Genomic DNA, 12,413 nt, shown 5'->3' with positions numbered 1-12,413 from the left:
GAATCTAATGCAAAAAAGCCCCTTCCGATTTCGGATGGGGGCCAGAGATTGTTTAGATAACACGAATAAGCTTCAGCTAATACACCTGCCGCATTTTTAATCAAATCAAACAATACCGACGTGGTTGCCTACGAAGGCAGACCTGCCGAATTTTTGGTTAATGTGAAAAAATGAACAAGCATGCTAGCGAATTGGCATTCGCATTTTCCTTCTCCCATCCAGACTATACTGTCGGTCCCGGAGTTACACCAGGTCAACCGTAGCGAAGCTGTTGTCAGGTACCGCTAGCTTCACAACGGGTCACGGACTGATCGCAACCATGTACACGTACATGCTTACGAATCACCGCCGGTGTGGAATTTCACCACGCCCCGAAGGTTTTGCATACTAGTAAAGAGAGTAGTAACTAAACCTTAGTTACTAATTTCTTTATTAAACAAAAATTTATCACTCACGCATGAAAATTGCAAGGCCTTTTTTCAATTTTTCTGATAAAACTTGTCGGAATTATTGGTTTTTAGCATTTTTACAGAGTGTACTGAAAAATTTCAACAACAAAAACTGCCCAGACATTCACATCTGAGCAGAGTTGTTCCTTTAAACAGAAATTATACTTCTACAACTTCTACTTTTTCCATCTTGTCTTTGCCTTTGAACGCATCAACAAGCTCCATACCTTTAGTTACTTTACCGAAAACCGTATGTCCACCATCCAAATGCGGTTGTGGTTGGTAAGCGATGTAGAATTGGCTTCCACCTGTGTTACGACCCGCATGTGCCATCGCTAAGGAGCCGCGCTCATGTTTGTTCGGGTTGATTTCACAGTTGATTTGGTAGCCAGGGCCACCAGTTCCTGTTCCTGTTGGGCAACCACCTTGTGCTACGAATCCTGGAATTACGCGGTGAAAAACAAGTCCGTTGTAGAAACCGGAGTTTGCTAGTTTTTCAAAGTTAGCGACAGTGTTCGGTGCATCTTTCTCAAAAAGATCGATAAGCACCTCTCCGCCACCTGCTAGTTGAATTTTTGCTTGTTTTGCCATATGTGGTTCACTCCTTTAGGAAATAATATCTTATTCTACTATGAATAACTCCATTACACAAACAACAGGAGGATCCCTAAGCGAATAGGGGCCTCCTGCTTATACGTAAAGGCATTATACCGTCTTGCTAACTTGTTTCATTCTCGCTGGAATGACGTCATTGCCAACGATTTGATCAAAGGTTTCACGATTTACGACAAGGTCACTTTGACCATCTTGGACGAAAACAACACCAGGTCTGCGAATACGGTTGTAATTACTCGCCATCGAGTAATTGTAAGCCCCTGTACTCGAAACGGCCAGAATATCACCTGCTGCTACTTTCGGCAGGTTCACATCCCAGATCAGCATATCGCCGCTTTCACAGCATTTCCCGGCAATAGACACAATCTCAGCCGGTTGTTCCGTCGCTCGATTAGCAAGCCCCGCTTCATATACGGCTTCGTACAACGCAGGACGCGGATTGTCCGTCATTCCGCCATCTACCGCGACATACTTACGCACGCCTGGAATATCTTTGGTTGTCCCTACAGTGTAAAGCGTAGTCCCAGCATCGCCGACGATGCTGCGACCGGGTTCAACCCAGATCTCTGGAAGCGGATAGCCATTACTTCCAAAATTCGTTTTGATCGCATCCGTGATAGCTTTCACGTAAACAGTGACTGGAAGCGGTGTATCTTCACTTACATATCGAATCCCGAAACCGCCGCCAAGGTTGATTACCTTGAACGTGACATCCAATTCTGTCCTTACTTGAATTGCGAATTCAGCCATTTTCTCAGCCGCTATGCGGAAGCCTTCGACTTCGAAAATTTGTGAGCCAATATGAGAATGAATACCTAACAGTTCTACATTCGAAAGCTGTGAAGACTCTTGAATGGCACGGAATGCCGAACCATTCCCCAAATCGAAGCCGAATTTCGAATCCGTTTGTCCTGTTGAAATATATTCATGCGTATGCGCCTCAACACCTGGCGTAATCCGCAATAAAATTTTCACTTTTTGACGTTTCTCTGCTGCAATCGCATTTAACATCTGCAACTCGATAAAGTTATCCACAACGAAGCAGCCAATTTTGGCGTCAATCGCCATTTCTATTTCAGAAATCGTTTTGTTATTGCCGTGGAAGTGAATACGTTCAGCCGGAAAGCCCGCTTGAAGCGCTGTATACAGCTCGCCATCGGAGACAACATCTAGAGACATGCCTTCTTCTTCTACAATTCGGCACATCGCCATCACGCAAAATGCTTTGCTTGCATACGCCACTTGAAACTTCAGACCTGAGGCTTCGAAAGCTTCAACGAACTCACGACAACGCTGACGTACAAGCGCCTCATCAAACACATAGAGAGGTGTGCCATATTCGGCAACTAACTTTGTTGTATCAACACCGCCAATTTCGAGGTGGCCTTGGTCATTTATTCTACTGGTACCATGTAAGTACATAGCTATATTTCCCCTCTCTACTCCAACCTTCCCTTTGCCAAATTCCGCTAAAGAGGTCGCACACATACTAATAAAAGTACCATAGTGCACGCGTATTTGACAATACATGCGCCTAGAACAAACAAAAAAGGGCAGGAAGAATCCAGCCCATTTTCACACTATGATTTAGGTTGACGTGTACCATCAATCGGCTTCGTAATACTAAGCCTTGTTTTGCTAGCTAACAAAGGTCGGCGAAGAAGGATAGAGAAGAAGCTCTTGGCATTAAAAGGGATGAACGGCCACATATAAGGAGCATCATATGATTTCTTCGCAGTTAGAAGAATCAGCCATAATGTTGAGCCTATCACAAATCCAGGTACGCCAAAAATGGATACTGTGATTAGTAAGGCTAGTCTAACAATTCGATTCGCCAAACCTAGTTCATAGCTCGGCGTAGCGAACATCCCAATCGAAGCAAGGGCTAGGTAGAGAATAACTTCATTGATGAAGAGCCCTGTTTTTACGGCAATGTCTCCAACCATAATGGCAGCCACCAAGCCCATTGCAGTTGCAAGTGGTGTTGGGGTATGCACCGCTGCCATTCGCATCAGATCAATCCCAATATCTGCAATCAGGAACTGGAGGAGGAGCGGTAATGTGCCTTCTTTCTGTGGTCCTAGAAATTCTAATCCTGCCGGCTTTAGCGAAGGCTCCATCACCATCAGATACCAGAGTGGCAGCAAGAAGATCGACATGATAATGCCAGCAAAGCGCACCCACCTTAAATAGGTACCAATAAACGGTGTATTTCGATATTCCTCCGCGTGCTGCACATGATGGAAAAAGGTCGTGGGCAAGATCATGACACTCGGAGAGGTATCTACAAAAACGCAAACGTGCCCTTCCAATAAATGAGCGGAGACAACATCCGGCCGCTCCGAGTATCGGACCATGGGATACGGATTCCAGCCCTTATTTACGATCATTTCCTCCAATTGTTTCTCACCAAGCGGCAAACCATCAATTTCTACTTTTTTCGTGCGGTCTTTGATTTCTTGGACGAGAGCGGCATCCGCAATATCGTTGATATAGGCAATACAGACATCCGTCTTCGTTCGCTTCCCAATTTGCATGATTTCAAGTTTGAGCCGTTCATCACGAATTCGGCGTCTGACGAGAGTAACATTCATTAAAAGCGTTTCTACAAAACCATCGCGCGAACCTCTAACGACACGTTCCAAATCTGGTTCAGCAATAGATCGGATAGGGAAACTCTTCGCATCAACGGAGATGGCCGTTGTTTCTCCTTCGATAAAGAAGGCCGTCCCGCCCATTAATACTTGTCCCACGATTTCAGACATTTTCTTATAGTGTTTCACTTGGATGTGAGGGATGAGTTTATCAATGAACGCTTCCAAGGTGTGATGCGCCACATCTTCTTTATCTGCATATGAAAGCCGAGTGATAATATCTGTCAACACAGTGTCTTTCGCAAACCCGTTGCAGTAAAAGATGGCTACGCGTTTAGAGCCGAATACCATTTCTCTAAGAACCAGATCAAAGCTTCGATGCAGGCCGACCCGTTCTTCCAGTACTCTCTGTACTTCTCGAAGACTTTTCGGAATATCTTCTTGAATCTTCAGTGCCTTCTCCTGCGGCGTCATATTTGTAATCGGATTGTATGCCGATAGATTACCTTCCTCATCGACAGCTAGCTTTTCATCTTGATTGCCTTGCTTCTCATCTTCCTGCGATTCTTGTGCCTTCCCCTCTTCGCTGTGTTGACCCTTTCTAACAATAAATTTCACTGGTGCGCCTCCTTCATCCACCCGCTAATAAAATAACCATTCAAACAAAGAGCCAAAAACCTTCCCGAATATCATGGCCATTAATAATCCAATCCGATAGGAATCCATCCCCACCCGTTTAGCCAATATCGGCAGCACATTTACAATTTCAGTCAGTGCCGCGGCAAGCAAGCCTACAAAACAGCCAGCAAACAAGCCAATAAGCGCTGCTCCCATTGGAAATAAATGCATATGCAGATCACTGAAATCTACCCAAGTAAACATAAGCGAACCCAGTACTACGGCCGCTTCATAGGCATGAATTTTGGAAAATGATCGTGTGATTTGCGCTAATCTAGGAATGATATCCAGAACAACCAAAAAGGCTACCATGCCGCTGCCAACCGCAATCCCTCCAGCTAATCCAATAAATGCAGCTAGGAGTCCCTCTCCAAGCAGCGTAATCACTTCGCGTCGCCTTCTTCATGGATTTTCGAATATTCTTCGGTAATCACGTAATGATTAATATTTTCTTGATACATAAACATCTCAACTTCAAGTGGACTCGGCTCTTCATTGAATTTCTTTTTGAACAAGTGATTAAAGAAAAGCACCATCCCAGCTCCGATCCCAATGGAATAAGGAATTTGCAAAATGAGCGGATGATCCACCTTTTTCCCCGTCATTAATTCATAAATTCTCTGATGTACAGCCAGCATGGAGACGTCAGCATGGAAATTCATTATAGCTAGCCCTGAGCCGATGAATAAAAGCAACCAAACAATGCCGATAAGTAATGGATTTACTTTCTTATTATCGGTGTATATTTCCAGAAGCACATGCGGTTCTCCGAAATGTTCAACCTGCAGCTCTGGAAACAATTTCTTCACTTTACGAATGATCAATAACATATCAATGAGCACACGATTACCATCCTCTTGTTGGGGCTGGTGAATAACCAATTCGTTCAGGGCTTGTTCATATTCGGGTTCTACAAATAGTTGTGCAATATGATGCAGTCTCACGATGTGCCCTTTACGCACACGAGCTTTGCGGCGAAGTCGAATGTACAAATACTTGCTAAGTACCTGGACCATGGTTCACTCCTCTCAGAGCTTGGGCGATGTCAATTTTGCATGTAATCATCCATGTATAGGAATAGTATGCAAAATCTTTCCTTGCCATAAACAATACGAGCATTGGTAAATTCTCCATGCATAAAGTCTGTTTTGACAAGGCATGTTAAATAAGGAATACGAATCACTTATTCCATATAAAGAAGGTGATAACATGGCAAAATTCGCGTTAACACTGGTGATCATCGGTGCGCTGAATTGGCTTCTAGTTGGGCTTTTCGAATGGGATTTAGTTTCTGCTTTGCTCGGGGGAGATTCTCACCGTGAATCTTCAGGTTTAAGTCGTATCGTCTATTCCGTTGTAGGCTTATGCGGGATCTACTGCGTGAGATTTTATTCCGTCGACCGATACTCGACTAGGTAACGTTCGGTAAGGAATGGCACGATCATGTGTATGATGAGTCAAGCCGCATTTAATCCATAAGCCCCTTTCGGGAAATTCGCGGCTCCATGTGTATACATGCAAACAAACCGTCCTCCTTTAGGGAGCACGGCTTGTTCACGTTAAGCTGTTATTGGGCAATCTGATCTTTAATAGATTGCAGTATTTTCTTCTCCAACCGTGACACCTGGACTTGGGATATGCCAAGTCTGCTCGCGACCTCAGACTGTGTCTGATCACGGAAGTATCGAAGATACACAATGAGTCGTTCACGCTCGGAGAGCGTCCCTATGGCCTCATTCAAGGCCAGCTTCTCGAACCATTTCTCACCGGATTCATCCGAAATTTGGTCCATTAGTGTAATCGGATCTCCATCGTTCTCGAACACCGTCTCATGAATCGACGAAAGTGGTTTATTCGCTTCTTGCGCGAAGACAACCTCCTCCGGTGTAATCAATAGCTCCTCGGCAACCTCTTTAATCGTAGGGAGCCTGCCCAAACGCTTCGACAGTTCGTCCTTCGTCTTGCGAATTTTGTTCGCCAGCTCCTTCAAAGAGCGGCTCACTTTCAATGTCCCATCATCCCGCAGGAACCGTTGGATTTCTCCGATAATCATCGGCACCGCATAGGTTGAGAACTTCACATCATACGAGAGATCGAATTTGTCAACGGACTTAAGCAGTCCGATGCATCCGATCTGGAACAAGTCTTCGGCTTCGTATCCTCGGTTCAAAAAGCGCTGAACCACTGACCAGACCAAACGGATATTGCAGCTGACAAGTGTTTCTCTGGCGAGTCCATCTCCGGATTGGCTGAGGGCGATTAACCGTTTGACTTCCGAATCGTCTAAATAACTATGAGAAGCATGCTTCAGATCGACATCCATAGATCCTACCCCTAATTGTATAAAGCTTTTTTAGATTCAATTCGCTTCAACATGTTTATTTTGGTTCCGATTCCGACGGCCGTCACAACTTCCACTTCGTCCATGAAATTTTCCATAATTGTAAAGCCCATACCTGAGCGCTCTAGCTCGGGTTTAGACGTATACAGCGGCTCCTTTGCTTGCTCTAAATCAGCAATTCCTTCGCCCTTATCCTCAATCGTTAAACGAATCGTGTCATCATCAATTTCAGCTGAAATGGTAATGACACCATCCGTTTTATTGTTATAGCCATGTATAATCGAATTGGTAACGGCTTCTGAAACAACTGTCTTGATATCCGTCAACTCATCTAAGGTTGGATCCAATTGTGAAACAAATGCAGCCACAGCTACACGAGCAAAAGCTTCATTCTCCGAACGACTGGCAAATTGCAGCGACATAAAGTTACGTTCACTCATAAAGCAACCTCCAGACTGGACATTGCATTACGTTCGTTATCCTGAATCGATACGATCTTGAACATACCCGAAAGCTCGAACAAACGATAAACAGCCGGTGACACGTCACAGACGACCATCTTGCCGCCTTTACTCGTAATTTGCTTATAACGACCGAGAATGACGCCAAGCCCCGAGCTATCCATGAAGGAGAGGTCCTTCAAACTAAGAATCAAGTGTTGCGTCTGCTCCTTCGCAATCGCTTCCTCCATCCTCGCCTTCACACTATCCGCTGCATGATGGTCCAGTTCGCCTTTCAATCTAACAATCAGCGCTCTTCTGCCTTGCTCAAACTCAATTTGCAGGCCCAATATGTTCACTCCCTTCAGGTCATGAACACTAGTTTCTACAACTCATCTGGTATTTCCTGCCACCCGACAAAACTAGAAGAAAACCGCTAAAAGTAGGCAAAATAATCGGCTCCACCGTTCTTTTACGACGGTGCGATTGTCTAGAAATATATCTAATTTATCGAGTGAAACATATAACTCCCAATATTTTGAAATCCGTGTTTATTCGCAAATTCTCGCCATTAGTCCGTGTGAAACAAATTGGACGTTGTCCGCTTAAATAGCTTCCACCAGGAGGCTTTATCAACGGCTAGAGGAGACTCTAAAGGGTACTCTGCTAGGACATTATCCCCATTATAGACCATGATTTTTCCTATCGGCTGACCTAAGCTAACAGGAGCTCTTAAGTTGGGATCGAGTTGCAGTTCATGTCGGATATTTGCTGTGTCTGTCCCTTTTTTCATTAAAATACTATAATTTTGCTTCGCAACTAATGGCACTGTCGATACTTGGCCTTTATTTATCGTAAAATTACCCAAGCTATCCCCTGTTTTGAACAATGGATAATTCGTGTATTGAGCAAAAGCGTAATCAAACAGCTTCGTCACTTCAGCGTTACGCGTTTTGGTATTCGGTTCCCCTAGAACGACGGCCACGACACGTAAATTGTCCCGTTTGGCAGTTGCCGATAAACAGAACTTAGCATCACTTGTATAGCCGGTTTTCAATCCATCTGCTCCGCTATAGAAACGAACCAGCTTATTCGTATTCACCAACCAAAATGGCTTAGGTGAGTCTTTGCGTAAATAATCCTGGTAGGCACCTGTAAAATTCGTTATACCTTCGTGCTTCAGCAGCTCTCGTGACATAATAGCGATATCATTTGCTGTTGTATAGTGATTGGCTACAGGCAGACCATTACAGTTGGAGAAATGAGTGTTTTTCATCCCTAGCTGCCCTGCGCGTTCATTCATCATAGCAACAAAATTTTCTTCCGAGCCTGCAATTTTCTCGGCCATAGCCACAGAGGCATCATTACCAGAAGCCATCGCGATTCCCTTCAGCATTTCTTGGACCGTCATTTGCTCACCAGGCTCAAGGAAAATTTGCGATCCTCCCATTGAGGCAGCATACTCACTGACGCTGACTTTTTCATCCATTTTGATCGTGCCCTTGTCGATCGCTTCCATGATGAGCAGCATCGTCATGATTTTCGTAATACTCGCTGGCGGAAGCTTCGCATCCTTATTCTTCTCCGCAATCAATGTGCCTGTATCGGCATCCATTAGAACTGCAGATTGCGCATTCGGTGTTAGATCCACAGGTTGTAACTTGGTTTCCGCCGCATAAATCGCTGGCAGGAACAGCTTCACACTAAGTTGTAAACAAATAAAACTGATTAGCCCTTTTTTTCGCATAGCAATTGTACCCCTCCTGAGATGTATAAAGTGAAAGTTTGGCATTTTGCAGCATGAATGACTGCTAATCAGTGTTGACGAATTCCCTGTAAATTATTCCATCCGGGTGAAAATAAGCTTAAACGAAAAAGAACACCTCCCCTTGGGAAAGTGCTCTCTCAAATCATTTATCCTCTATACAATAACGTCATAGATTAATTGCTTCGGTGCTGGCTGCTCCGCTGTGATCTTGTACGCATCTAGAATCATCGCTTCTACCCCAGAAACATCTACGCGATTCGCATGGATAGTGCAAATGGATTCTCCCACTTGTATCGCATCACCGATTTTCTTATTTAACGTCAGTCCGACCGCATAATCGATCCTATCTTCCTTCTTCGCTCGTCCTGCTCCAAGCACCATAGCTGCAATACCGATGTTTTCAGCTTGAATCTCATTAATGAAACCTGCTTGTGTTGCTTTCACCTCGACATGATAGGCAGCTGTTGGCAGCAACTCTGGTTGGTCAACAACACGCGCGTCACCGCCTTGGCTGGCTATAAAGCGTTTCAACGTATCCAAAGCCTTCCCACTCATTATGATGTCACGAACAGCTTCCTGTGCCTCCTCAAAGGTGTTAAACACCTTGCCCAGCAATGACATATACGCCGCGACTGAAATGGCAACTTCCGTTAGATCACTGTCCCCTGTCCCCCGCAGCACGTCAATCGATTCTCGAATTTCATTCGCATTCCCGATTTCGCGGCCAAGAGGCTGATCCATATCGGTAATCATCGCAATTGTTTTCCGATTCAATCGCGTTCCGATATCCACCATCGTACGAGCGAGAACCCTAGCATCCTCAACTGTTTTCATGAATGCACCTGAGCCGATTTTCACGTCTAATACAATCGCTTCTGCACCTGAGGCAATTTTCTTACTCATGATAGAGCTAGCAATCAAGGGGATGGAATCCACTGTTGCTGTTACATCGCGTAAGGCATAGATTTTCTTATCGGCAGGGGCCAAGTTACCGCTTTGTCCCACAATCGCTATTTTATTCGTGTTCACGGCTTCAATAAAGGCTTCCTTCGATAATTCAATTTGAAAGCCTGGAATGGACTCCAGCTTATCCAAGGTGCCGCCTGTATGCCCCAAGCCTCTTCCCGACATTTTGGCGACAGGAATACCAAGAGACGCCACCACAGGTCCTACGATCAAACTTACTTTATCGCCTACGCCGCCTGTTGAATGTTTATCCACTTTAACACCATCAATCTCGGATAAATCAATCATTTCACCAGATCCTGCCATCGCTAATGTAAGGAACGAAGTTTCTTCATCCGTCATCCCGTTTAGGAACGTTGCCATTAAGAAGGCAGACATTTGATAATCAGGCACATTTCCAGCGGTATATTCATTGATAATAAACGTAATTTCTTGTTCAGTTAACGCATCACCGACACGTTTCTTATGAATTAAATCAACCATCCTCATGAGAATACCTCCTTTAAATTGCATTTTACATCACAAATGGGAAAATGGAAAAAAGGGAGCTTTATAAGCCCCCTCTTTATCTTACCCTATCATTATTCAACTACTAACTTGGCTTTCATTTTAGCATGTCCTTCGCCGCAAGGAAGAACACAATCAATTTCATATGTACCCGGCTTGTCAAAGGTTACTTCTTTCGAAGGGTTATCTTTATCAAGTTTAACACCAAGCCCAACGATTTCAATCGCATGGACGCCTTCTTTTAATGACAAGGAGACTTTGGTTGGTTGTCCACTTTTCACTTTGTAATCCGTTGAATCAAACTGCCAGTTAGATGCAGTTACTTTTAACTGTGGCAGCTTACTCGCGGCAGCCGCTGCTGCTTGTGCATCTTGGCGATCAGAAATATCTTGAAAGAGGACTCCCAGCCCCAATGCGCCCGCAAGTATAAATAGTACAAAGAAAATCCACTTTTGCATGCATATCCCCCTCATCGTGTGTTCACTTCATCTATTCTACCTAACATCAGAGAATAATCCCATATCTAGTACGTGGCAAAACTTTGACTATTTCGTGACAGAATTGTGAACTGAACTCCATCTTACTATTGCCCATTCACCTGCAAATTACACCCGATTCCATCGATCTCCAATTTGGAAGCCTCGTGACGATCCTTGCTGTTTCGTTTCAAGCTGCATAGCGATACGACCTGCTCCGCTCTCATTAAGCTGTCTAATATCACGGCTTAAACGAGTGCTACAAGAAACACATAACTTATGTTCACGAATCGGCTCCGCACAGAACGCACATGGATAGTTCAAATTGGGATAATCGGATAGTTGAAGCTTTCCTTCTTTCATCCAAACTTGCAATTGGAGATTCGATACACCTGTCGCTTCACAAACCTGTTCGTTCGATGAACGATAGTTTCTACGAAGAAAATCAAGGCTATTCTTCAATTGATCATTTATGCTTGTACTACACTCCATGCATTGATTGCGTAAATTTCTTTGGAATACTTTCCCGCATCGCGGGCAATTAGCCACCATGAGCCCAGGGACTGACATGCTCCAACACATCCTTGTATGGAATAGGTCATCTCTCTTAGAAGATTACCTTCGAATATAGTTCTAATTAACTACATTCTACCATGTGTCCCTCATGAAGGATAGGTCTTTAGACACTTAACATCATTAAAATTCAAGTTAATTTATCCCAGTTGAACCTCGCGAACAAATGCTTTGACCAAAGCAATAAATTTAGGCTTAGTCCGATTCGCTACAGCCACAACTTGCTCATGGGTCAATGGCTCCAGCTCTTCGCCAATGGCCATATCGGTAATACATGAAATGCCGAGCACCTTAAGCCCCGCATGGCGCGCTGCAATAACTTCACCCACCGTAGACATGCCAATAGCATCTCCACCAATACGTGCAAGCATGGTAAGCTCTGCTGGTGTGCAGTAAGTAGGTCCTGTGATACCAGCGTACACGCCTTCCTGCAGCTTGAGGGGAACGCCGTCCTCTCCAACCACCGTAGACGCTAACTCACGAGCAAGCGTGCGATAGTCACGGTTATAAGCTTCTGACATATCCGGGAAACGAACACCGAGTTCTGCATGGTTCGGCCCAATCAACGGGTTATCTCCCGTCATATTGAGGTGATCACTAATCAACATCAGATCGCCAGCCTGGAAGGAGCGATTCATCCCTCCCGCTGCGTTCGTCATCACGACCGCCTCAACGCCAATTGCCTTCATCACATAGACAGGGAAAACGACTTTTTTCATATCGTAGCCTTCATAGTAGTGAAAACGACCCTGCATGACGATAACTTGTTTACCTTCCAATGTACCTACAACAAAGCGGCCTTCATGACCTTCAACTGTGGATACGGGAAAGTGAGGAACCTCGCTATAATCGATCGCAATGGGCTGTTCAACCTGATTCGCCATATCGCCAAGTCCTGAACCTAAGACAAGTCCAATAGAAGGAGATACCCCGCCCAAGCGGGATTGGATGAAGCTTGCAGCCTCATTGATTTTTTGTATGTAAGACAATGTCATGTTGATCTCCT

General features: G+C 44.6%; 14 protein-coding genes and 1 riboswitch. Of the genes, 1 reads left to right on the top strand and 13 read right to left on the bottom strand.

Annotation, left to right across the window (positions count from 1 at the left end; genetic code table 11):
- Positions 1–202: 202 nt before the first annotated feature.
- Positions 203–383: riboswitch (FMN riboswitch) on the bottom strand.
- A gap of 225 nt (positions 384–608) precedes the next feature.
- From AC58P7_RS04030 to AC58P7_RS04010, 5 genes are all read right to left on the bottom strand, one after another.
- Positions 609–1,040, bottom strand: a complete 432-nt coding sequence (locus AC58P7_RS04030; protein WP_497340120.1) for a peptidylprolyl isomerase — start codon at positions 1,038–1,040, stop codon at positions 609–611.
- 114 nt (positions 1,041–1,154) lie between these two features.
- Complete coding sequence (gene lysA / locus AC58P7_RS04025; RefSeq protein WP_497340119.1) at positions 1,155–2,486, bottom strand: diaminopimelate decarboxylase; 1,332 nt, start codon at positions 2,484–2,486, stop codon at positions 1,155–1,157.
- Positions 2,487–2,644: 158 nt separating this feature from the next.
- The gene (locus AC58P7_RS04020; protein WP_497340118.1) at positions 2,645–4,276 is read right to left on the bottom strand and encodes a spore germination protein; all 1,632 of its coding nucleotides are present in this window, start codon (positions 4,274–4,276) and stop codon (positions 2,645–2,647) included.
- A 24-nt stretch (positions 4,277–4,300) separates the two neighbouring features.
- Positions 4,301–4,714: a stage V sporulation protein AB gene (locus AC58P7_RS04015; protein ID WP_497340887.1), complete on the bottom strand. Its 414-nt coding sequence runs from the start codon at positions 4,712–4,714 to the stop codon at positions 4,301–4,303.
- 5 nt (positions 4,715–4,719) lie between these two features.
- The gene (locus tag AC58P7_RS04010; protein WP_497340117.1) at positions 4,720–5,352 is read right to left on the bottom strand and encodes a stage V sporulation protein AA; all 633 of its coding nucleotides are present in this window, start codon (positions 5,350–5,352) and stop codon (positions 4,720–4,722) included.
- Between the two features lie 193 nt (positions 5,353–5,545).
- Between AC58P7_RS04010 and AC58P7_RS04005 the strand changes: the two genes are divergently transcribed.
- Positions 5,546–5,755, top strand: coding sequence for a DUF378 domain-containing protein (locus AC58P7_RS04005; protein ID WP_497340116.1), 210 nt, complete (start codon positions 5,546–5,548; stop codon positions 5,753–5,755).
- A gap of 148 nt (positions 5,756–5,903) precedes the next feature.
- Here the strand turns inward: AC58P7_RS04005 and sigF are convergent, their stop codons facing one another.
- The 8 genes from sigF to AC58P7_RS03965 all read right to left on the bottom strand — a co-directional run bounded on the left by sigF (position 5,904) and on the right by AC58P7_RS03965 (position 12,402).
- Positions 5,904–6,659 (bottom strand): RNA polymerase sporulation sigma factor SigF, encoded by a 756-nt coding sequence (gene sigF / locus AC58P7_RS04000; protein WP_497340115.1) that lies wholly within the window; start codon positions 6,657–6,659, stop codon positions 5,904–5,906.
- A gap of 11 nt (positions 6,660–6,670) precedes the next feature.
- A complete protein-coding gene (gene spoIIAB, locus AC58P7_RS03995; RefSeq protein ID WP_497340114.1) occupies positions 6,671–7,117 on the bottom strand; it encodes an anti-sigma F factor in 447 nt (148 codons plus the stop codon).
- Positions 7,114–7,467 (bottom strand): anti-sigma F factor antagonist, encoded by a 354-nt coding sequence (spoIIAA, locus tag AC58P7_RS03990; protein WP_497340885.1) that lies wholly within the window; start codon positions 7,465–7,467, stop codon positions 7,114–7,116. Before spoIIAA ends, spoIIAB begins: the two co-directional genes overlap by 4 nt.
- A 221-nt stretch (positions 7,468–7,688) precedes the next feature.
- On the bottom strand, positions 7,689–8,864 hold the full coding sequence (locus tag AC58P7_RS03985) for a D-alanyl-D-alanine carboxypeptidase family protein (RefSeq protein WP_497340113.1): 1,176 nt from the start codon (positions 8,862–8,864) through the stop codon (positions 7,689–7,691).
- Positions 8,865–9,038: 174 nt separating this feature from the next.
- Positions 9,039–10,340, bottom strand: coding sequence for a pyrimidine-nucleoside phosphorylase (locus AC58P7_RS03980; protein WP_497340112.1), 1,302 nt, complete (start codon positions 10,338–10,340; stop codon positions 9,039–9,041).
- A 92-nt stretch (positions 10,341–10,432) separates the two neighbouring features.
- Positions 10,433–10,816 carry a cupredoxin domain-containing protein gene (locus AC58P7_RS03975; RefSeq protein ID WP_497340111.1) on the bottom strand — a complete coding sequence of 128 codons (384 nt, stop codon included), beginning with the start codon at positions 10,814–10,816 and terminating at the stop codon, positions 10,433–10,435.
- Between the two features lie 147 nt (positions 10,817–10,963).
- On the bottom strand, positions 10,964–11,326 hold the full coding sequence (locus AC58P7_RS03970) for a flagellar protein (protein ID WP_497340110.1): 363 nt from the start codon (positions 11,324–11,326) through the stop codon (positions 10,964–10,966).
- Between the two features lie 221 nt (positions 11,327–11,547).
- Positions 11,548–12,402 carry a purine-nucleoside phosphorylase gene (locus AC58P7_RS03965; protein ID WP_497340109.1) on the bottom strand — a complete coding sequence of 285 codons (855 nt, stop codon included), beginning with the start codon at positions 12,400–12,402 and terminating at the stop codon, positions 11,548–11,550.
- Positions 12,403–12,413: the final 11 nt, after the last annotated feature.

The sequence above is a fragment of the Paenibacillus sp. J22FR5 genome, from assembly GCF_059691975.1.
Note: the sequence above shows the minus strand (reverse complement) of the source record. Positions and strands in the feature narration are given on the sequence as shown.

What these genes read in the sequence shown, in the direction of transcription:
- AC58P7_RS04030 (WP_497340120.1), bottom strand. Translation starts at nt 1,040, where the DNA reads ATGGCAAAACAAGCAAAAATTCAACTAGCAGGTGGCGGAGAGGTGCTT.
- lysA (WP_497340119.1), bottom strand. Translation starts at nt 2,486, where the DNA reads ATGTACTTACATGGTACCAGTAGAATAAATGACCAAGGCCACCTCGAA.
- AC58P7_RS04010 (WP_497340117.1), bottom strand. Translation starts at nt 5,352, where the DNA reads ATGGTCCAGGTACTTAGCAAGTATTTGTACATTCGACTTCGCCGCAAA.
- AC58P7_RS04005 (WP_497340116.1), top strand. Translation starts at nt 5,546, where the DNA reads ATGGCAAAATTCGCGTTAACACTGGTGATCATCGGTGCGCTGAATTGG.
- sigF (WP_497340115.1), bottom strand. Translation starts at nt 6,659, where the DNA reads ATGGATGTCGATCTGAAGCATGCTTCTCATAGTTATTTAGACGATTCG.
- spoIIAB (WP_497340114.1), bottom strand. Translation starts at nt 7,117, where the DNA reads ATGAGTGAACGTAACTTTATGTCGCTGCAATTTGCCAGTCGTTCGGAG.
- AC58P7_RS03985 (WP_497340113.1), bottom strand. Translation starts at nt 8,864, where the DNA reads ATGCGAAAAAAAGGGCTAATCAGTTTTATTTGTTTACAACTTAGTGTG.
- AC58P7_RS03980 (WP_497340112.1), bottom strand. Translation starts at nt 10,340, where the DNA reads ATGAGGATGGTTGATTTAATTCATAAGAAACGTGTCGGTGATGCGTTA.
- AC58P7_RS03975 (WP_497340111.1), bottom strand. Translation starts at nt 10,816, where the DNA reads ATGCAAAAGTGGATTTTCTTTGTACTATTTATACTTGCGGGCGCATTG.
- AC58P7_RS03970 (WP_497340110.1), bottom strand. Translation starts at nt 11,326, where the DNA reads ATGGAGTGTAGTACAAGCATAAATGATCAATTGAAGAATAGCCTTGAT.
- AC58P7_RS03965 (WP_497340109.1), bottom strand. Translation starts at nt 12,402, where the DNA reads ATGACATTGTCTTACATACAAAAAATCAATGAGGCTGCAAGCTTCATC.